This is a genomic window from Streptomyces hyaluromycini (assembly GCF_002217755.1).
In the GTDB taxonomy this organism is placed as follows: Bacteria; Actinomycetota; Actinomycetes; order Streptomycetales; family Streptomycetaceae; genus Streptomyces; species Streptomyces hyaluromycini.
The window spans coordinates 1,105,939-1,126,132 of sequence record NZ_BCFL01000016.1; the positions used below are offsets into that span (position 1 = coordinate 1,105,939).

General features: G+C 71.9%; 19 protein-coding genes. 8 read left to right on the top strand and 11 right to left on the bottom strand.

Features of this window, described 5'->3' with window-relative positions:
* Positions 1–117: 117 nt before the first annotated feature.
* Positions 118–960: a helix-turn-helix domain-containing protein gene (locus SSP29_RS05075; RefSeq protein ID WP_089099227.1), complete on the top strand. Its 843-nt coding sequence runs from the start codon at positions 118–120 to the stop codon at positions 958–960.
* The gene (locus SSP29_RS05080; RefSeq protein WP_089099228.1) at positions 960–1,232 is read left to right on the top strand and encodes a DUF397 domain-containing protein; all 273 of its coding nucleotides are present in this window, start codon (positions 960–962) and stop codon (positions 1,230–1,232) included. Before SSP29_RS05075 ends, SSP29_RS05080 begins: the two co-directional genes overlap by 1 nt.
* A 111-nt stretch (positions 1,233–1,343) precedes the next feature.
* Here SSP29_RS05080 and SSP29_RS05085 read toward each other — a convergent pair whose 3' ends face one another.
* The 6 genes from SSP29_RS05085 to SSP29_RS05110 all read right to left on the bottom strand — a co-directional run bounded on the left by SSP29_RS05085 (position 1,344) and on the right by SSP29_RS05110 (position 6,601).
* Positions 1,344–1,661, bottom strand: coding sequence for a hypothetical protein (locus SSP29_RS05085; RefSeq protein ID WP_089099229.1), 318 nt, complete (start codon positions 1,659–1,661; stop codon positions 1,344–1,346).
* A 121-nt stretch (positions 1,662–1,782) separates the two neighbouring features.
* Positions 1,783–2,634 carry an SCO6745 family protein gene (locus SSP29_RS05090; protein ID WP_150133574.1) on the bottom strand — a complete coding sequence of 284 codons (852 nt, stop codon included), beginning with the start codon at positions 2,632–2,634 and terminating at the stop codon, positions 1,783–1,785.
* Between the two features lie 64 nt (positions 2,635–2,698).
* On the bottom strand, positions 2,699–3,781 hold the full coding sequence (locus tag SSP29_RS05095) for a TFIIB-type zinc ribbon-containing protein (protein WP_089099230.1): 1,083 nt from the start codon (positions 3,779–3,781) through the stop codon (positions 2,699–2,701).
* 15 nt (positions 3,782–3,796) lie between these two features.
* The gene (locus tag SSP29_RS05100) at positions 3,797–4,930 is read right to left on the bottom strand and encodes an SPFH domain-containing protein (RefSeq protein ID WP_245883014.1); all 1,134 of its coding nucleotides are present in this window, start codon (positions 4,928–4,930) and stop codon (positions 3,797–3,799) included.
* Positions 4,931–5,110: 180 nt separating this feature from the next.
* The gene (locus tag SSP29_RS05105; RefSeq protein WP_089099232.1) at positions 5,111–5,617 is read right to left on the bottom strand and encodes a carboxymuconolactone decarboxylase family protein; all 507 of its coding nucleotides are present in this window, start codon (positions 5,615–5,617) and stop codon (positions 5,111–5,113) included.
* Between the two features lie 90 nt (positions 5,618–5,707).
* Positions 5,708–6,601: an AraC family transcriptional regulator gene (locus SSP29_RS05110; protein WP_089099233.1), complete on the bottom strand. Its 894-nt coding sequence runs from the start codon at positions 6,599–6,601 to the stop codon at positions 5,708–5,710.
* Positions 6,602–6,688: 87 nt separating this feature from the next.
* Here SSP29_RS05110 and SSP29_RS05115 point away from each other — a divergent pair, with 87 nt between their 5' ends.
* The 3 genes from SSP29_RS05115 (at position 6,689) to SSP29_RS05125 (ending at position 9,587) form a co-directional block, all read left to right on the top strand.
* Positions 6,689–7,702 (top strand): aldo/keto reductase, encoded by a 1,014-nt coding sequence (locus SSP29_RS05115; protein WP_089099234.1) that lies wholly within the window; start codon positions 6,689–6,691, stop codon positions 7,700–7,702.
* A gap of 65 nt (positions 7,703–7,767) precedes the next feature.
* Positions 7,768–8,463 (top strand): TetR/AcrR family transcriptional regulator C-terminal domain-containing protein, encoded by a 696-nt coding sequence (locus tag SSP29_RS05120; protein WP_089099815.1) that lies wholly within the window; start codon positions 7,768–7,770, stop codon positions 8,461–8,463.
* A 134-nt stretch (positions 8,464–8,597) separates the two neighbouring features.
* The gene (locus SSP29_RS05125; RefSeq protein ID WP_089099235.1) at positions 8,598–9,587 is read left to right on the top strand and encodes an NAD(P)-dependent alcohol dehydrogenase; all 990 of its coding nucleotides are present in this window, start codon (positions 8,598–8,600) and stop codon (positions 9,585–9,587) included.
* 27 nt (positions 9,588–9,614) lie between these two features.
* Here SSP29_RS05125 and SSP29_RS05130 read toward each other — a convergent pair whose 3' ends face one another.
* Positions 9,615–10,400 (bottom strand): IclR family transcriptional regulator, encoded by a 786-nt coding sequence (locus SSP29_RS05130; protein ID WP_089099236.1) that lies wholly within the window; start codon positions 10,398–10,400, stop codon positions 9,615–9,617.
* Between the two features lie 100 nt (positions 10,401–10,500).
* On the opposite strand from SSP29_RS05130, the gene SSP29_RS05135 reads away from it, so the two are divergent.
* From SSP29_RS05135 to SSP29_RS05145, 3 genes are all read left to right on the top strand, one after another.
* Entirely contained in the window at positions 10,501–11,988 is a 1,488-nt protein-coding gene (locus tag SSP29_RS05135; protein ID WP_089099237.1) for an MFS transporter, read from the top strand.
* A gap of 89 nt (positions 11,989–12,077) precedes the next feature.
* A complete protein-coding gene (locus tag SSP29_RS05140; RefSeq protein ID WP_089099238.1) occupies positions 12,078–13,709 on the top strand; it encodes a thiamine pyrophosphate-dependent enzyme in 1,632 nt (543 codons plus the stop codon).
* Positions 13,706–15,166 carry an aldehyde dehydrogenase family protein gene (locus SSP29_RS05145; protein WP_089099239.1) on the top strand — a complete coding sequence of 487 codons (1,461 nt, stop codon included), beginning with the start codon at positions 13,706–13,708 and terminating at the stop codon, positions 15,164–15,166. Before SSP29_RS05140 ends, SSP29_RS05145 begins: the two co-directional genes overlap by 4 nt.
* 145 nt (positions 15,167–15,311) lie before the next feature.
* On the opposite strand, the gene SSP29_RS05150 is transcribed toward SSP29_RS05145, so the two are convergent.
* The 4 genes from SSP29_RS05150 to SSP29_RS05165 form a co-directional block, all read right to left on the bottom strand.
* Positions 15,312–16,451: a hypothetical protein gene (locus SSP29_RS05150; protein ID WP_089099240.1), complete on the bottom strand. Its 1,140-nt coding sequence runs from the start codon at positions 16,449–16,451 to the stop codon at positions 15,312–15,314.
* Positions 16,452–16,489: 38 nt separating this feature from the next.
* Entirely contained in the window at positions 16,490–17,425 is a 936-nt protein-coding gene (locus tag SSP29_RS05155) for an N-acetylneuraminate synthase family protein (RefSeq protein ID WP_089099241.1), read from the bottom strand.
* 15 nt (positions 17,426–17,440) lie between these two features.
* The gene (locus SSP29_RS05160) at positions 17,441–18,703 is read right to left on the bottom strand and encodes an acylneuraminate cytidylyltransferase (RefSeq protein ID WP_089099242.1); all 1,263 of its coding nucleotides are present in this window, start codon (positions 18,701–18,703) and stop codon (positions 17,441–17,443) included.
* A 68-nt stretch (positions 18,704–18,771) separates the two neighbouring features.
* Positions 18,772–20,112, bottom strand: coding sequence for a DUF6716 putative glycosyltransferase (locus SSP29_RS05165; protein ID WP_089099243.1), 1,341 nt, complete (start codon positions 20,110–20,112; stop codon positions 18,772–18,774).
* Positions 20,113–20,194 lie beyond the last annotated feature (82 nt).

Here is a 20,194-nt window from a genome sequence, read left to right on the forward strand (position 1 = left end):
CCGCAGCGTGTGCATTACGTCACCGACGGTAGGGGGCAACATTTCGATCCCGCAAGCCGGTCGCGTAATCTGACCCCGAAAGAGTCGCGCTCGACGGCGTGTTGGGAGGCCCAGGCGGTGGCGAAGAGGATCGAGCCAACGGCACGCCAGCTACGCCTGGCGGTCGAACTGCGCCGGTTGCGGGACGCGGCGGGCCTTACCTCGCGGGAGGCCGCCGCACTGCTCGGGGTGAACGCACCGCAGATCAGCCAGATCGAGTCCGGCCTCGCCGGAGTGAGCGAGAGACGGCTTCGGCTTCTCGCCGCCAACTACTCCTGCACGGACGACGAGTTGATCGAAGCTCTGGCGGCCATGACGAAGGACCGCACACGGGGCTGGTGGGAGGAGTACCGGGACCTGCTGCCGGCACCCTTCCTCGATCTCGCCGAACTGGAACACCACGCCACGTTCCTGCGAGAGGCACAGTTCCTGTACATCCCCGGCCTGCTCCAGACGGAGGACTACGCCCGCGCCGTGTACGCCTACCGCGTCCCGGAACTACCGCCGAAGGAGCTGGAGTTGCGTGTGCAGCACCGGCTGCGCCGCAGGGCGGTCCTCGACGGCGCACCGTTCGACGCCATCATCCATGAGGCGGCACTGCGCATCATGGTCGGCGACCGCGCAGCCTCGCGATCCCAGCTGAGCGAGGTACTAGAAGCCTCCGAGGCGGAGAACGTGACCGTGCGGGTCATCCCCTTTGCCGAGGAGGGGTTCGCGGGCGCCGCGAGCGCCATGCTGTACGCGGGCGGCGCCGTATCCAAGCTGGACACCGTCGTGCGGGACGGGCCGAACGGCGCCGCCTACATCGACTCCGACGGCCAACTCACCGCCCTTCGAACACTTCTCCGTAAGCTGGAAGCCGCGTCGCTCAACCCCGACAAGTCACGAGACTTGATCAACCGCGTGGCGAAGGAACTGTGATGCCCGACCCCGACCGTTGGCAGAAGTCGTCCTACTCAAGCTTCGGCGACGGCGACTCCTGCGTGGAGACAGCGAACTCCCCCACCCGCATATCCATCCGCGACTCCAAGGACCCCTCCGCCGGCACCCTCACCTTCCCGCCCGCGTCCTTCGCCCCCTTCGTCGAAGCCCTCAAGGTCGTACCGCACCCCTGGGCGGTTTCGATTGGATCATCGCTGGATGGTGGCTGTCTTCTCGTGGCGGGTGGCGATGCCTCGCCATTGGTCGGGTAACCGGGTCGTGGCCACGAGATATGACAAGCTCGCCGTCCGCTACGAGGCGACCGTGCTGGCCGCAAGTCCTCAACGAGTGGCTGTGACCAGCACCTTCACAACACGCAGCCCCTAGACGACGGCCGAGAGGACGGTCAGTGTTCCCGTGGCTGCGTCGATCGTCGCCTGGGTACTAAGGGGGATCGTCGGGGGGTTCTTGCCGTGCCCGGCGGGAAGCCCGCCCAGAACTGGAACACCGAGTGCGGCCAGTCGGTCGCGTAGGACATCGTGGATGCCCCATCCGCCCAGCGTCGGATCGTCGGCGTCGCGCTCGAAGCCTGTGAACTGGCCGAGCGCGACGCCGCGCACACCGTCGAGCGCCCGGGAGCGGGTGAGCTGGGTCAGCGCGCGGTCGACCTCGAACGACGGCGGATCCCGGTAGTCATCCATCCGACGATTCTGCGCTGATCACCCACGCAGGACGGGCGGGTGTGGAAACCCGTGTCCTCCGTAGGGTCGTCGGTGTCCTGTGCCTTCTCTGATCACGAAGATCTGTGGCAATGTCTGCGTGTCACTGCGAGCCTGTGGCCGCCAGGGTCGCGGTGATGGGTTCGAGCTCGGTGATCAGTTCGTCGAGTTCGGCGGGGGACAGTGCCTCGTAGGGCGGAGTGGCGAGTTCGTCGGTGAGGGTTTCGATGCGTTGTCTGGTCGCGCGGCCGGCGTCGGTGAAGTGGCCGTCGGTGTCGACGAGTCCGCGTTCGCGCATGCCGTCCATGACCGCGGCCAGGCGCTCTTTCGGCAGGTGATGGATGCGTCCGAACGACTCCGGTGGGTGGATGCCCTGTTCCAGAGCGGAGAGCACGTGGGCCTCCGTGCCGCCGATGCGCGCGCCGACGAGAGCAGCGATGTGCCCGTCGCCGCGGTGCTCGCGCAGCATGGTCGCGGAATGCCACAGCCGGGCGACGGGGTCGCTGGGCACCTCAAGGGTGCGCATGCCCGCGTACATCACCCGGCCTTCGGTGGGGGCGCTCGTCGCGGCCTTGGTGGTCAGGTCTGCGGCGCGCACCAGGCCCGGGGAGTCGGCCAGCTCGTCGCCGAGGATGCGCCGTAGGGAGGCCGCGCTGCCCCGCTCCCGCGCGGCGACGGAGGCCTCGGGCGGGATTGTCTCCCAGGCGCTGGGGATGTGCCGTGCGGCTTCCCCGTCGGCGAAGTTGTAGAAGGCTGCGTGCACGACCTGGGCCGGCACCCGTCCCAGTGGTGCGGCGCGGCTGGCGAAGTAGCCGTCCCAGTAGGTGCGGTGGCCGAGTGCGGCCAGCTCCTCGTTGCACTCGTCGGCCATGTAGGTGACCAGGCAGATCGGCTCCAGGAGCTCGAACATGCGACGGGCGATGTGAGTCATCGGATGCAAGCGCGTCTTGCCCATCGGGTTCTCCCTTTGTCAGGTGTGCCGACTCGGACCGTCCGGCACACCGAAACTCATCGGCGCCCTAGTTGCGCAGCATCACCACGAGCAGCACCACCAGGGCGATCAGCAGCGCGGCGGCCACCGACGCCAGGGTGATCTTCAGCGCGCTGTACGGCCGTTCGCCGATGACCTCGCCGGTACGGGCGTTGACCATCACCGGCCACGCCTTGCCGGCGTGGACATAGGTCAGGAACCAGACCGGCAGCAGCACCAGCTTGTAGGTGAGGTCGCTGTAGAAGGTGGAGACCGAGTGCACCCGCTGCTCGTCGCCGCCGATGTCCCGCTTGCAGTCGGCGCGGATCACCGGTGCCATCCGCGCCTTCGCCGCCTCCAGGCCGGCCTCCGGCTCGACGTCGTACCGGACGGTGCGGAAGCCCGCCAGGTACTCCTCCTGGTAGGGAACCGTCTCCTCCAGCGGCCAGGGGGTCAGCTTGTCCAGTTGCTTCACCGGGACCTGACCGCTGCCGGGCACCAGCACGTCGTCGAAGAACCGGCCGACCGTCCCGGACGTGTGGTGCCAGCGGGTGTGCCGCACCTGCCGCTTGTTGCCCTCGGAGTCCTCCTCCTCGACCCAGTAGTGCTCGCCGCGCTCGCCGGTGTACTGGGTGGTGGTCTGCGCGTCGTACGTCCAGTGCGGCAGGTAGCTGCCCCGGAAGGTCTCCGCCTCGGTGACCTTCTTCAGCACGTCGGGCGCGAACCAGCGGGACTTGGTCCACTTCGCCAGCGCCTCGCGGGCCTGCTCGCGGCCCACGCCGAAGGGCAGTACGGCCTCGGGCACCACCCGCTCGGTGCCGGAGGCGTCCGAGACCAGCGGAGTGGCGCAGAACTGGCACTTGTCGCTGAGCGTGTCGCTCTCGGTGACCGCGTGGCAGCCGGGGCAGGTGTACACCTTCACCCGGTCCGGCGCGGCCGTCCGGCGGGGCAGCGCGGCCAGCTCCTCGATCGGGTGCTCGGTCACCTGCCGCGGTACCGGCGTGATGTCCTGCTCGTGCTTGCAGTACGGGCAGCGCAGCGCGTACGTCCCGGGCGCGTACTCGCTGACCCCGCCGCACGCCTCGCACTGGAACGCCCGGTCGGGCGCCGGCACGACGTCCTGATCCGTCAACTCACTTCTCCGATCTCAGCCCTGCGGGGGCAGCGGCGGCGGGACGTCGGCGAGCAGCGGGGCCAGCTCCGGGACCTGGTCCGCGGGCTGCCAGGCGGCCTGCCCGCTGCGCCAGACCAGCGTGGTGCGGGTCAGGTTGCCGGCCGCCACCTGCCCGGCCAGCGCGCTCTCGTCGTACGGGCCCTGCTGCTGTCCGCCGACCGCGATGAACCAGCGCGGAGCGGTGGGCAGCGGCGGCGGCACGTCGGAGGGGGCGGGAGCGGGAGCGGGCTGCGCCGGGGCCTGCGCTGCCGGGGCGGCCGCCGCTCCGGACGTGCTCTGCACGATCCGCTGGCCCAGCGCCATGCCCACGCCCAGCCCCACCGCGTCACCGCCGGTGCCGGGGTTGGCGGCGGCGAGCGGGATCGCGTCGGCCGCCTGCAGCTTGGCGTAGTCGTCCAGGTTGCCGGTGATCGCCATCCGGGAGCGGGTGTCGATCGCCGCCTCGACCTCCGGCGGGACGCTGATGTTCTCGATGTAGAACCGGGGGATGGCGATGCCGGTGGCGGACAGCTCCAGGGTCAGCGCCTTGGCCAGCTGCTGCCCGATGCCGTCCTGCCGGGCGGCGAGGTCAAGGAGCGGCACGCCGGCCGCGCCCAAGGCCGAGCCCAGCTTGGAGACGATCAGCTGCCGCAGGTGCTCGCCGACCTCCTCGGTGCGGAACTGCGGGTCGGTGCCGACGAGTTCGCGCAGCAGCGCGGCGGCGTCCACCACCTGGGCGGCGAAGGTGCCGAAGGCACGGACCCGGACCATGCCGAACTCGGCGTCCCGCAGGATCACCGGGTTCTGGGTGCCCCACTTGAAGTCGGTGAACTGCCGGGTGGTGACGAAGTAGACCTCGGCCTTGAACGGCGACTCGAAGCCGTGCTTCCAGCCCTTCAGGGTGGACAGGACCGGCATGTTCTGGGTCGAGAGGGTGTACGTGCCGGGCTGGTAGACATCGGCCAGCCGGCCCTCGTTGACGAAGACGGCCACCTGCGACTCGCGCACCACCAGCCGGGCACCCATCTTGATCTCGTTGCCGTAGCGCGGAAAGCGCCACACGATGGTGTCCCGGCCGTCGTCGGTCCACTCGATGATGTCGATGAACTCACCGCGGATGCGGTCCATCAGCCCCACGACAATCCCCCACTCCGCGCGCTTCCGGAGACCACCGCTTTCCGGCCGGCCCCGGGACGGCGACCACACGGCGATCAAACGATCAGCCGACAGTATGCCCAATACGGTCAGCCCGAGCCATGGGCCGGAAACGCACATGCTCCGCCCTGCGCCGCCCGGGAGGCGAGGTCGTCACCTCCACGGCGCGTTGAACGCCCGCCCCGGTACCGGCTTGGCGATCAGGGCGATCGGGATGAAGAAGTTGACCTGGCCGATCACGAACATCAGCGTGGCGAGGGCTTTCGGCTCGTACACCTCGGCCGCCTGTGCGTACAGCTCGTCGGGGACCCGCTCGCCGTCCGCCGGGGGCTGGAGCACCGCCTCCGTCAGGGCCAGCGCCGCCCGTTCCGCGACCGTGAAGTACGGCGAGTCCTGCCACGACGCCACCGACGTGATCCGTTCCTCCGACTCCCCCGCCTTCCGCAGGAACCCCGTGTGCAGGACCGTCAGGTACGTGCTGCCGACGATCTGACCGGCCCGCAGCTGGACCAGGCCGATCGTCGGGCGCGGTACCGAGCCGTTGCCGGCGGCCCGGAACAGCGCCGCCGACACGTCCGCCAACTCGGGGACGAGCTGTGCGGGATCGTCGGACATCCGCGGGGCCGTCGGAACCTCTGCCGTGATCGAACGTGCTTCCATCGCCGTCTCCTCAGTGAGCGCTTCGGTGTCGCTGTCACTGCACTGACGGACCCCGGGAGGGAGATGTGACGACGAGTGGCGTGAGCGCGGTCACAGTCGCGTCGGCGCGGGGCCGGTCCGGGCGAGTCCGGCGCGCAGGCGGGCCGCGTCCTGGACGGGCGGGAGGCCGTAGGCGGTGCGGTACTCGCGGTTGAACTGGGTGGGGCTGACATAGCCGACGGCCTGGGCGATCTGGGCCGCTGTGGCGTCGCCGGCGGCCAGGCGGCGCCGGGCCTCCTGGAGGCGCAGGTGCTTCTGGTACCTGAGCGGGCTCATGCCGGTGGCCGCCTTGAAGTGCCGGTGCAGGCTCGCGGCACTCATGTGCGCCGCCGCGGCGATCTCGTCGATGCTGAGCGGCTCCGCGTACCGGGCGCGGATCCACCGGGCCACCTCGCGCACCCGGGTCGTGGTGGAGTCGGCCAGCGACCACTGGCGCAGGACGGGGCCGAGGGAGCTGCGCAGCAGCCGGTAGAGGATCTCGCTCTCGACGCGGGCGGCGAGGGGGCGGATGTCGTCGGGGGTGTCGAGGAGCTCGACCCAGCGGGTGACCGCGTCGGCGAGTTCGGGGGACATCGGCGCGGTGACGTGCGCGGAGCCGGCCGCCGGGGCGGACGGGCCCGTCTCGTCCAGCTCCACCAGCAGTTCTGCGAACGCCTCGCCGTCCAGACGCAGGGACGCGGACCGGTACGGCACCTGCTCCAGGTCGGCGGTGACGGGCAGGTCGATGGTGGTGAGCAGCATCTCGCCGGGGCGGGCGACCCGGACCAGCTCGCCCGCAGTGGTGCGTTTCGTGCCGTCGGCGACGAAGCAGATCGCCGGTTCGTAGAGGAGATGGGCGGGCTCGACGGGCTCGTCGACCGCGGCCAGGGAGAGCCGGGGAACCGCGGTGTCCGTGCCCGACGCCACACAGTGCCGGTCGATGGCCTCGACGAGTCGGTCCAGCACAGCGCACTCCGCTCCTGAGAGGATCAGGCAATTCTATGCGAGCAGTGGCCCATGTTTCCCGGGCGTCGCCTGCCTAGCGTCGACGGCATGGCAGAGCACACCACACACCTTCCCCGGCGCACCCTCGGCACCCAGGGCCTCACAGCCGGGGCGATCGGTCTCGGCACCATGGGCATGACGATGGCGTACGGCACCCCGGACGAGCGGAGCAGCATCGCCACCCTCCACCGGGCCCACGAGCTCGGGGTCACCCTCTTCGACACGGCCGAGCTGTACGGCCTCGGTACCGGCAGCAACGAGCAGTTGCTGGGGCGCGCGGTGAAGGGCTTCCGCGACGAGATCCTGATCGCCACCAAGTTCGGCTTCGACCTCTCCGACCCCACCCGGATCGGACACGCGCTGGACAGCCGTCCCGAGCACATCCGGGAGGTGACCGAGAGCAGCCTGCGGCACCTGGGCACGGACCGTATCGACGTGCTGTACCAGCACCGCGTGGACCCGGACGTCCCCATCGAGGACGTGGCGGGCACGGTCGGCGAGCTGATCGCCGAAGGCAAGGTCCGCTACTTCGGGCTGAGCGAGGCCGGGCCCGAGACCATCCGCCGCGCCCATGCCGTCCACCCCGTCTCGGTGCTCCAGACCGAGTACTCGGTGTTCGAACGGGCCGTGGAGGCCGAGGTGCTGCCCGTGGTCCGGGAACTGGGCATCGGTTTCGTGCCGTACTCCCCGCTCGGGCGCGGCTTCCTCACCGGCGCCGTCAAGCCGGCCGCGGAGTACGACGCCGACGACATGCGGCACACCCTGGACGAGCGCTGGCGGCCCGGCAACTACGAGAAGAACGTCGCCGCGGTCCAGGAGCTGACCGCTCTCGCGGAGACCAAGGGCAGCACCGTCACCCAGCTGGCGCTGGCCTGGCTGCTCGCGCAGGGCGACGACATCGTGCCGATCCCGGGCACCCGCAGCCCGCGGCGGCTGGAGGAGAACGTGGCCGCGGCGGACGTCACCCTCACGCCCGGGGACCTCGCCCGGATCCAGGAGATCCTGCCGCGGGGAGCGGCCGGTTCCCGCTACCCGGCCGCGGTCATGCCTGCCTGGCACTGATCGGGCCGAAGCGTTCGGCAGGCCCTGTAGATTCACCGGAGGGCCGGTGAGAGGGGTTGGTCGAGATGGCCACGCAGGCTGGTGCCGTCGCGCAGCCGCGGGTGCCGCTGAGCCGGACAAGGGTGCTGGGCGCGGCCGTCGCCCTCGCCGACGAAGGGGGCGTGGACGCGCTCAGCATGCGCAGGATCGCGCAGGCGCTCGGTGTCGTCCCCATGGCGCTGTACAAGCACGTGACCAGCAAGAACGAGCTGCTGGACGGCATGATCGACGTCCTCGTCGGGGAGATCGATCCGCCGGCCGAGGGCACCGACTGGAAGTCGGCCGTCCGTCGCCGCGTGCTGTCGGCCCGCCGGATGCTGCTGCGCCACCCGTGGGCGCCCGAGGTCATCGAGGCCCGGATGAAGGCGCGGGCCACCCCGACCCCGGCCCTGCTGGAGTACCTGGACTCGATGGTCGGGATCTTCCGGGGCGGCGGGTTCCCGATCGGCCTGGTCCATCACGCCCTGCATGTGATGGGCAGCCGGCTGCTTGGCTTCTCGCAGGAGCTGTTCGAGGACAGGCCCGGGCGGGCCCCGGACACGGATGCGCTGCCGGCCGAGGAGATGGCCGCGCGCTTCCCGCACCTCGCCGAACTGGCCATGGCGGTCGCCCACGACCCGGAGTCGGTCGTCGGCTCCGGCTGCGACGACCAGTTCGAGTTCGAGTTCGCCCTGGACCTGACGCTCGACGGCCTTGAGCGGCTGCTCCGGAACGCTTCCTGAACGCCTTTCGGACCCGCACCCGATCCCGTTGAACCCGCACCCGATCCCGATCCCCGTCCCTTGACGGGTGTACGGCGTACACCTACCTTGCCCTCAAGGGGGTGTACGCCGTACACCACAGGGGGGAGATCCCGATGAAGGCGATCGTGCAGGAGCGGTTCGGGCCGCCGGAGGTGCTGCGGCCGGCGGAGATCGAGGCGCCGCAGGCCGGTCCGGGACAGGTGCTGGTGCGGGTGCGGGCAGCGGCCGTCAACCCGTACGACTGGCATCTGCTGCGCGGCGACCCGTACGTCGCCCGGCTGCTGGGGGGCGTGGGGCTGACCCGGCCGAAGTCCCTGGTGGCCGGGATCGACGCAGCCGGGGAGGTGGTGGCGGTCGGTGCCGGTGTGGACGGAGTGCGGCCCGGCGACGAGGTGCTGGGCTTCTGCCCGGGTGCCTTCGCCGAGTTCGCGTGCACCACCCCCGGCCTGCTGGTGCCGAAACCCGCCGGGCTCACCTTCGAGGAAGCCGCGGCCGTGCCGATGGCGGCGGTGACCGCGCTGCGCGGGATCCGCACCGTGGGCCGGGCGCGGGCCGGGCAGCGGGTGCTGGTCAACGGGGCCGGCGGTGGCATCGGCACCTTCGCCGTGCAGATCGCCGCGGACCTCGGCGCCGAGGTCACCGGCGTGTGCAGTGCGCGCAACGCCGAACTGGTGCGCTCGCTGGGCGCGGCGCACGTCGTCGATTACACGCGGGAGGACTTCACCGGCCGGGGCGAGCGCTACGACCTGATCCTCGACAACGTGGGCGGCCGCCCGCTCGGCCGGCTCCGCCGGGCCCTCACCCCGCGCGGAACGCTGGTGGCCAACGGCGGCGGCTCGCCCGGTCACGTCTTCGGGGCGATGGGCTCACTGCTGCGGGTCGTCGCGACCGACCCGTTCGTCCGGCAGCGACTGCGGCCGCTCGTCCCCACGGTCCCGGACGGGCCGGTGCACCAGGACCTGCTCGCCGTGACCGCGCTCATCGAGGCCGGCCGGGTCACCCCGGTGGTCGACCGGACGTACCCGCTGGCCGAAACGGCCGCGGGCGTCCGGCACGTGGAACAGGGCCACGGCCGCGGCAAGGCCGTGATCACCGTGGCGTGAGGACGCCGGCGGCCTGCGCCGCGGGCATCACCCCAGGTCGGTGGCGATGCCGGCGGCGGCCGCGCGCAGCGGCGGAAGAAGTCCCTCGATGTCGGCGTGCCCGAGCCGGGTGCCCGGCGCCGAGACGGTGACCGCGGCCACGCACACTCCGGCCGGGTCACGGACCGGCATGCCGATCGCATGCACCTCGGCGACGCTCTCGTCGAAGTTGAGGGCGTATCCCCGGGCCCGGCTGACGGCCAGGTCGGCCAGGAGGGCTTCGAGGTCGGGGAGAGTGCGGGGGGTGAGGCGGCTGAGGCCCTGCGGGTAGCGCATCCGTACCGTCTCGGGGGGCAGTTCGGCGAGCAGCGCCTTGCCTCCGGCCGCACCGTACGCCGCCAGATGGTCACCCGTGCGCGCGGCGACCCGCAGCGTGCGCGGACCTTCCGCCCCGTCGAGGAAGAAGGCGTCGGGCCCGTCGAGGACGAGCAGGTTGGCCGTCTCCTGGGTGGCCTCGCGCAGCGCCTCCAGATGCGGGCGCGCGACCCGGATCAGCGCCCGTTCGTCGACCATGCCGCGCGCCAGCGCGAGCAGCGCGGGACCGAGCCGGTACCGCTTTCCACCTAGCTCCTGCTCCACGAAGCCGTGCGTGCGCAGGGTGGACAGCAGGCGGTGTGCCGTCGAACGCGCGATGCCCAGGTGATCGCTGACGTCCGTGAGCCGCACGGACTCGCGCCCGCGCAGAAACAGCAGCGTGCGCAGGGCGTTGGCCACGGAGGCGGCGCCGTAGGGGTCCCGGGCGGACGTGTCTGACGCAGAGTCGCTTTTCGGCATAGCAGAAATACTAGTCGGCATTGTTCCGCAAGGTGGGAGTACTTCCTACGGTAGGCCCACGAAAGGCACCGACCGTCCCCGCCCGCCCTGGAGAGCCGCCATGCAGTCCGAAACCGCAGACACCCCACCCCCCGTGGCGCCGGCCGAGCCGGACCGAGCCGTCGACGCACCCGGCCGGAGGATCAGGCCCTGGCACAGCCTGTGGCTGCTGCTGATGCTCGGCTGGACGGTGAGCGCGGCCGACCGCTCCGTCACCGGACCTGTCGTCACCTGGATGATCGACAACAACGTCGGCTTCCTCGCCGACGCCGACCGCCCCTACGCGCTGGGCGGTCTGATCGGCGGCCTGTTCTTCGCCGGCTACATGCTCACCCAGTTCCCCGGCGGCTACCTGGGCGACCGGTACGGCCACCGGACCCTGATCGTGGTCAGCCTCGTCTGGGCCGGTATCGCCACCCTGGTCACCGGGCTCATCGGCGGACTCGTGACGTTCATCGTCGTACGCGTCGTCACCGGCCTCGGGGAAGGCGCCTACTACTCCAACGACCGCACGGTCATCACCGAGACGACCCCGGAACGCCAGCGCAGCCTCGGCCTGGGCGTGGTCATCACCGGTCTGGCCCTCGGCATCACCATCGCCACCGTCTTCACGCCGGACTTCATCGACCTGGGCAAGCTGTGGCTGCCCGACGTCGACGCCTGGCGGATGACCTTCTACATCCTCGGCACCGCCACCCTGCTGGCGGCCGCCGCCCTCGCCTGGCGGTTCCGCAGGGACCTGAGCGCCCGCGTGGTGGGGCGCGCCACGCTGCACCTGGCCGGATACTCCGCGGTCTCCCTCGCCCTGATCATGGCCGTCTACCTGCTGGGCACCCGGGCCGGTCTTTCGGATCTGTGGATCGCCGTGCTGGAGGTCGTCCTCGCCGTCGGCGTGGTGCTGTTCGCCCTGGCCCGCAAGGGCGAGGAACTCGGGCCGGTCCTGAAGAACCGCAGCCTCTTCCTGATCTACCTCTCGTACATCGCGGTGCTGTGGAACCTGTGGTTCTTGAGCTTCTGGTCGGTGTCGATCGTCGCGGGCGCCGCCCACTCCTCCTTCGCCAACGCCGCGCTGACCGCGGGTTTCAACGCGGGCGCCGGCATCCTCGGCTTCCCGACCGGCGGCTGGCTCTCGGATCTCGCGGTACGCCGCGGCTGGGGCCGCAAGCCCATGCTGCTGTCCTTCACCGGCATACAGGCCGTGCTCACCGTGGTGTTCGCCTGGTACCTCGCCGCCGCCGGCAAGCCGTCGCTGCTGGTCATGGGGGTGCTGCTGTTCACCGCGAGCCTGTTCTTCAACGCGCTGCAGCCCATCGGACACGCCCTCACCGCCGAGCTCGCCCCGCCGCGGCTGCGCGGTTCGGCCTTCGGCATGCAGAACCTCATCGGGGAGACGGGCGCCGTGCTGTCGCCCGCCGTCGGCGGGGTGCTGCGCGACCAGACCGGTGGCTGGACGGCGGCGGTGTGGCTGGACGCCGCGATCATCGTCGCCGGGTTCTGCCTGCTGATACCGGTACGCGACCCGCGCCGCGGCGGCGGTACGCCGACCTGATGGCCGACCCGTCCGGAAACCCGTGTCACGGCGCCGGAGATCCCGGTCCCGGCGCCCGAAACCCCGTCACGAAAGAGGAACCCCCCACCATGCGAACTGTGCGAGACGCCGCCTTCGACGTCCTGCGCCTGCACGGCCTCACCACCCTCTTCGCCAACCCGGGTTCGACCGAGGTGGCGCTGCTCACCGACCTGCCGGACGACCTGCACTTCGTCCTGGCCCTGCACGAGGGGTCGGTGGTCGGCGCCGCCACCGGCTGGGCCATCGCCCGCCAGGAGCCCGCCCTGGTCCTGCTGCACACCACGGCCGGACTGGGCAACGCCGTCGGCGCCCTGGCCACCGCCCGGGAGAACCGGGCGCCGCTGGTGGTACTGGTCGGCCAGCAGGACCGCCGCCACCTCGCCCAGGAGCCCTTCCTCGCCGGGCGGCTGGCGGGACTGGCCGGTGACTATCCGGTACGGGTGGAGACACCGGCGCGCGCCCAGGACGTACCCGGCGCGATCGGCCGGGCGGCCCACGCGGCGCGCATCGGGCGGGGCCCGGCGCTGGTGGTGGTGCCGATGGACGACTGGGCGCAGCCGGCGGACGGCCTCCCGGTGCCCGCCCCGAGCGCGCTGCGGCAGGCCACCGGCGCCGACGCCGGCACGGTCCGGGAGGTGGCCGCCCTGCTGGACGCGGCCGCCAGTCCCGCGCTCGTCGTCGGAGCCGGCGCGGACGACGCGGCGACCTGGCGGGCGCTCACCGCGCTGGCCGAACGGCTGCGCTGCCCGGTGTGGCAGGAGCCGTTCGGGGCGCGCGCCGGCTTCCCGCAGGACCACCCGCTGTTCGCCGGGCATCTGCCCGCCGAACGCGGGCGGCTGCGCGCCACGCTCTTCCCGTACGACCTGGTGCTGGCCGTCGGCGCTCCGGTGCTGCGCCAGAACCTGTACGAGGACGGACCCCTGGCCGGCGCCGGGACGCGGCTGGCGATCGTGACCGACGACCCGGCCGAGGCACAGCGCGCGCCCGTCGACCTGGCCGTCGTCACGCCGCTGCCGGCGTTCTGCGGAGAGCTGGCCGCCGGTGTGCGGGCCCGCTCCGAGGCCCGGCCGCCGGTCCTTGACCGGCCGGCCGCGCCCCGCCCGCCGCGCGCGGGCGAGGACCTGCGCGCCCCCCAGGTCCTGGCCGCCCTCGCCGAACGGCTGCCACCGCACACCGTCCTGGTGGAGGAGACCCCGTCCAGCCGCCCCGACCTGCACGCGCTCGTACCGGCCCGGCAGCCGCTCGGCTTCCTCAGCGCGGCGCAGGGCGGGCTCGGCTTCGCGCTGCCCGCCGCGATCGGGGTCCGCATGGCCGCTCCGGAGCGGCCGGTGGTCGCGGTCGTCGGCGACGGATCCTCGCTCTACCAGATCCAGTCTCTGTGGACGGCGGCCCACTACGGCGTCGGCGCACTCTTCGTCGTACTGGCCAACGGCCGCTACGCGGTCATGGACCAGCTCGCCGACCGGCACGGCGGCAAGCCGCCCTGGCCGGCCTTCGAGGAGATCAGCGTCTGCGGACTGGCCCGCTCACTGGGCTGCCCGGCCCGCCGGGTGACCGACGGTCCCGCCCTGCTCGCCGAACTCGACGCCCTGCTGCCGGACCTGGCGCACCGCACCGAACCACTCCTGCTGGAAGTGGCCGTGCGTCCCGACCGGCCGCTCGCACCCGACTCCCGCCTCGCCCCCAAGGAGCTCTCATGACCATCGCCCGTGACCTGTTCATCGGCGGCAAGGACGTGCCCGCCGCGTCCGGCCGTACCGAGGAGGACATCAACCCGTACACCGGCGAGGTGTACGCGACCGTCGCCGCCGCCGGGCCGGAGGACGTACGGCGGGCCGTGGACGCCGCCGACGCGGCGTTCGCCGAGTGGGCGGCGCTCGCGCCCTTCGCCCGCCGGGCGATCTTCCTCAGGGCCGCCGACCTGCTGGACGCACGGGCCGAGGAGGTGGCCGGACTGATGGCGGACGAGGCCGGCGGCACCCGCCCCTGGGCCTACTTCAACGTCGCGCTCGGCGCGAACATCCTGCGTGAGGCGGCGGCCGCGGTCACCGCCCCGCGCGGGGAGGTGCTGAGCGCCCAGGAGCAGGGTGCGCTGGGCCTCGCGGTGCGCGAACCGCTGGGCGTGGTCGCCGCGTTCGCGCCGTGGAACGCGCCGGTCATCCTCGGCATCCGGGCGGTGGCGGCGCCGCTGGCGGCCGGGAACACGGTGGTGGTGAAACCGAGTGAGGACGCGCCGATCGCCTGCGGACTGCTGGTGGCCGACGTGCTGCGGGCGGCCGGGCTGCCCGACGGCGTGCTCAACGTGGTCACCAACGCCCGCGAGGACGCGCCCGAGATCGCCGAGGTGCTCATCGCCGACCCGCGGGTGCGGGCGGTGAACTTCACCGGCTCCACCGAGGTGGGCCGGATCATCGGCGGTCACGCGGCCCGCCATCTCAAGCCCGCCGTGCTGGAGCTGGGCGGCAAGAACGCGGTGATCGTGCTGGCGGACGCGGACGTGGACTACGCGGTCGACGCGGTCGCGTTCAGCGTGTTCATGAACTCCGGGCAGATCTGCATGTCCGGCGACCGCATCCTGGTCCACGAGTCACTGGCGGACGCGTTCTCCCGCAGGTTCACCGCGAAGGCCGCCTCGCTGCGGGCGGGCGACCCGGGCGATCCGGGAACCGTGGTCGGCCCGCTGGTCAGCGCGCGTTCCGCGCACCGGGTGGCGAGGCTGGTCGGGGACGCGGTGGCGAAGGGGGCCACGGTGCTGGCCGGCGGCGGGGAACCGGTGGGCGCGCTGCACCCGGCGACCGTGCTCACCGACGTACCCGAGGCCGCGGACCTCTATCACGCGGAGGTCTTCGGCCCGGTCTGCGTCATCGAGAGCTTCCCCGACGACGACACGGCCGTGGCCCTCGCCAACGCCACGAACCAGGGTCTGACCTGCGGCATCATCACCGAGAACGCCACCCATGGACTGGCCGTGGCCCGGCGTGTCCGCACCGGCATCGTGCACATCAACGACCAGTCCGTCGCCGACGAGCCACAGGCCCCGTTCGGCGGCGTACAGGCCTCCGGTTACGGCCGCTTCGGCGGGCGCTGGGGCATCGAGGCGTTCTCCAACACCCGCTGGGTGACCATCGCCACCCAGCACGCCCACTACCCCTTCTGAGCGAAGCGCTCCGCTGGAAGTGCCGCGATGTGCCGTCTGCGGCGCCGTCGTGGCTGGTCGCGCCCACGCGGCGGAGCCGCATATGGATACAGCCCCGCGCCCCTTTGGGGCGCTGCGGAACCGCAGCGGACTTCGCCTGCCCCGCTCAGGCCGGGCCGACCACCGCCGCCAGCCGGTGGACGTCCTTCGCCGTGCCCGTGACGCCCGACAGGAAGCCCTGCGCCCGCGGTGACGCGGTCTCCGTCAGCCAGGTCGGGTCGATGTCGCAGACGGCCACCCGGACGCCCGTGCCCGCCAGGGCCAGGGGCAGGGTGTGGACGACGGTCGACGGGAAGCTCAGGATCGTGCGGCCGATGGGGCCGCGGCGGGCGATCAGTTCCAGGGGGAGGTCCGGGCGGACTATCTCCAGGCCCGTCTCGGCCGCCAGGCGGTGGAGTTTCTCCGTGCTCTCGCGGCGGTGGGCGAAGTAGCGGGTCGCGCCGTGGGTCTTGGCCAGGGTCTGGACGGCCTCCAGGTAGCGGTCGCCGTCCACGACGCCCGTCTCCACCAGGGAGGTACCGACCATGTCGGCGCCCTTGGTGATGCGCGGCGGGCCGAAGCGGGCGCGGGTCCAGCCGAAGTCGTTCGCGGTGACCGTCACCCCCGCCGGCGTCTCCGTCATCGGCATGGAGGAGAAGACCTCCACCCGGCGGCGGGCGCTGGGCGTCAGACGGCGGCGGGCGGAGGAGGAGACCGGGGCGAACAGCAGGTCCCTGGCGCCCGGGCGGCCGCCCTTGCGGTGCCAGCGGACCAGGCGTTCGCCGCGCGCCAGCTGGGCGACGAACTCCATCGTCGCCGTGCCGTCGTCGACCACGACCAGGTCGCGGGCGCGGGTGATGGTCAGGAGCAGTTGTACGTAGCGGGAGAACGGGTCTCCCATCACGATGCGGTCGGCCCGGCGCAGCGAGCCCGCCAGGCCGCCGATCGTCTGGAAGGGGGCGGTGGTGCCGCCCCGTGCCTCCTCCCAGCGGACCCGGTATCCCTCGTCCCGGGCCAGGTCGGCCATGCGGCGCAGCTGGCCCCGGGTCATGGGGTCCGTCGGGGACAGGACGACGATCGTGAGTTCCGCGCCGGGTGCTGATATGCCGGATGCCGTGCGCCGTACCTGGCCGGGTACGGCCGGCATCGGGTCCGCCGACCCGCGCAGGGCGTGGACATGCGCCCACTCCAGCACGTTCAGCAGCTGCACCGGACTCTCGACGAACGCGAGTGTGTGGGGGCCGGTGTTCCCGGCGCGGGGGCTCATCGACGTACGACCGTCCCGTCGTCGTAACAACAGAGGTGTCAGACCTGGACCGGCTCGCCGGCGGCCGCGGCGATCTCCGCCTCGGCGACGACGCCGGTGACGCGGCGCAGCTTCTTCATCGGGCCGAGCTCGGAGTCGTAGACCTTCTTGACGCCGTCGCCCAGGGAGGCCGAGATGGTGCGGATGTCGCGGACCAGGCGGGTCAGGCCCTGCGGCTCGACGGAGGCGGCCTGGTCGGAGCCCCACATGGCGCGGTCGAGGGTGATGTGGCGCTCGACGAAGGTGGCGCCGAGGGCGACCGCGGCGAGGGTGGTCTGCAGGCCGGTCTCGTGGCCGGAGTAGCCGATCGGGACGTTCGGGTACTCCTTCTCCAGCGTGTTGATCACGCGGAGGTTGAGCTCCTCGGCCTTCGCGGGGTACGTCGACGTGGCGTGGCAGAGCAGGATGTTGTCCGAGCCGAGGACCTCGACCGCGTGGCGGATCTGCTTCGGGGTGGACATGCCGGTGGAGAGGATGACCGAGCGGCCGGTGGCGCGCAGCGCCTTGAGGAGCTCGTCGTCCGTGAGGGACGCGGAGGCGACCTTGTGGGCGGGGACGTCGAACTTCTCCAGGAAGGCGACGGCCTCGGTGTCCCACGGGGAGGCGAACCAGGCGATGTTCTTGCTCTTGCAGTACTCGTCGATCTGGCGGTACTCGTCCTCACCGAACTCCACGCGGTGGCGGTAGTCGATGTAGGTCATGCGGCCCCAGGGGGTGTCGCGCTCGATGTCCCACTGGTCGCGCGGGGTGCAGATCTCCGGGGTGCGCTTCTGGAACTTGACGGCGTCGCAGCCGGCCTCGGCGGCCACGTCGATCAGCTTGAAGGCGTTCTCCAGCTCACCGTTGTGGTTGATGCCGATCTCGCCGCAGATGTAGACGGGCTGGCCGGGACCGACCTCACGGGAACCGAACGTGCGCAGACGGGAGTTGCTCATGACTGTGGGGTTTCCTTACTTCGGGAGGGAATCGAGAGAGGGGCCGAGGATCCAGCTGGCGATCTCTCGGATCGCGCCGTCACCGCCGGGGAGGGTGGTGACCGCGCGTGCGGCGCCGCGTACGACGTCGTGGGCGCTCGCGACCGCCACGGGCCAGCCGGCGACGGCGAAGCACGGGAGGTCATTGACGTCGTTTCCGACGTAGAGCACGCGCTCGGGAGCGATGCCCTGCTCCTCGCACCACTGCTTGAGGGCGAGGTCCTTTCGGTCGATGCCGTGCAGGACCGGAATCTGTAGCTTCCGGGCCCGGGCGGCGACGACCGGGTTCTGCTCCGTGGAGAGGATCAGCATCTTCAGCCCGCTCTTGCGCAGGGCGGCGATGCCGAGTCCGTCGCCGCGGTGCACGGAGACGAACTCCTTTCCATCGGCGTCGATCAGCACCCGGTCGTCGGTCTGGGTGCCGTCGAAGTCCAGTACGACCGCGTCGACGTCGTCGGCGGTCGGGAGCGCGCCGGGGCGGTCCGCGTCGAAGAGCGGGGCCAGGGCGCGGGCGCGGGCCAGCTCGTGCGGGTCGTCGATCTCCAGGACGCGCGCGGGGTCGGTCCGCACCAGCTCGGTGTGGCCGAAGAAGCGGTGCTGGTGCTCGCGGAAGCCGTCGGCGCGCATCGCGTAGGCGGCGCCGGTCTCCAGGAAGTCCTGGGGGCGGTCCTGGCGGCGCGGGCGGAACGACTTGTCGTGGTTGACGCCGAAGCCGCCGCTGGCGGAGGCCTCGTCGGCGTCACCCACAGCCGGCACCGGCACCGGGGCGTGCACCTCGTCGCGCCAGACGAAGCCGTGGAAGGGGGCCACGGTCAGGGCCGTGTCGGCGCCGTTCTGGACGATCGCGCCGGCCACCCCGTCGATGTCCTCGCGGACGATGAACGGGCTGGTGCACTGCACGAGGAGGACCACGTCGACCGTGGCGCCGTGCAGCGCCTCGTGGGCGTCCATGGCGTGCAGGACGGCGGCCTCGGAGGTGGCGGTGTCGCCGGCGATGGCGGCGGGGCGCAGCACGACCTCGGCGCCGGCGGACCGGGCGGCCGCGGCGATCGCCTGGTCGTCGGTGGAGACGACCACGTCGGTGACCAGGCGGGAGGCGACGCACTCGCGGACCGCGCGGGCGACCAGCGGGACGCCGCCGACCGGGGCGAGGTTCTTGGCGGGCACGCCCTTGGAGCCGCCGCGGGCGGGGATCACGGCGAGGACGCGGGGCAGTGCGGTCGCTTCGGGGTGGGACATCGGCTCTGTTCCTTCGGCAGACACTGGCGCAGACGGCTCTGACTGCGCCTGGTGCGGGATCCGGTCGCTCACAGCTCTCCCATTCGTCGGATCACGGGGGCCACCCGCTGGACGCCGTGGCGGTAGGCGCCGCGTGCGGCCCGGCGCACGATCTGGCGGACGGGGCCCGGGGCCTTGTCGGCGGCGGGCGCGCCCGGGAGCGGGGCGCCGTCGGGGCCGAGGTGGTGGCGGGCCAGGATGCCGGGCAGGTAACCGGACGCGGTCTCGGGTGTGTAGTACGGGTTCAGGGGCGGCAGCCCGCCGGGCCGTCCGAGCAGCTTCGCGATGCGTTCGCGGGCCGCGTCGAAGGCCCTCTCATAGCTGCCTCCCCCAGAGGGGGTACCCCCAGCGGCGACGCCCTGCCGTGAGACCCACTCGGCGTCGGGCACCGGGCGGTGTCCGGCGTCGAGCTGGTCCCAGGAGGCGAGGCAGCCGGAGCCGACGAAGTGGTGGTTGCCGAGCGCCTCGCGGATGCCGAGGTCGGTGAGGACCACGGTCGGGATCCGGCGGTGCAGGGACTCCAGGGCGGCCGTCGAGCTCATCGTGACCAGGAGGTCGGTGCGGTCGAGCACCTCGCCCATGTGGCCGTAGACCAGCCGGAAGTTGGCGGGCACGTCCTTGCCCTGGACCAGCTTCTGGTACGGCAGTTCCTCGATGTGGGTGGTGTGCTCGCCGGGCTTGGAGCGCAGCTTGAGCAGCACTTCCCGCTCGGGGTGCTTGCGGGCGTGCTGGATCAGCCGGTTGAGCAGGTAGGTACGGTCCTTGCGGCTGTCGGGGACCGAGGGCTGGGCGGCGAAGACCACGGTGTAGGGGTCGTGTTCGCCTTCGTAGGGCGCCCCGCCGAGGAACGGCAGCGCGACCTCGGTCACCGACGAGGAGTCGGCGCCGACCCCGTCGTACACCGCCCGGAAACGATCGGCGTCCTGACGGGAGTTGGCGAGGACGAGGTCCGCGCCGTGCCGCAGCAGCAGGCCGTCGGCGAGCTTCTCGTAGACGACGCCGACGTAGCCGGTGACGACGACGGGCCGCTTCTCCCGGCCGGCCCAGGCGCTGCGCAGCCCGTGCAGCATGGCCTGCGTCCCGCCGCCGACGAGGGAGAGGACGAGGATGTCGTACGACTGCTGTTCCATGTCTCTCAGGAACTCGACGGCCGTCACTTCGCGGAGCGAGTCCGCGTGGACGCCGACTTCCTGGAGCTGGCGGGCGGTGGGGGTGGCACGGCCGCGCAGAAGGTAACCGTCGAGCCGGACGTCCGAATTGTCGCTTTCGTTGGGAATCAGGCGCTTCGCGGTGAGCGCCCCCCACTTCCACCGAGTATCGGAATCCGCCAGGACGGCCACCCGCAGGGACTTCGTTGCACTTGCTGGCACGTCGAAGACGCTAGGAAGCCATTCCGAGGAACTCCCGAACCCGAATCCAACAAAAGGTTAACAACACATCGCCGGATGGCGA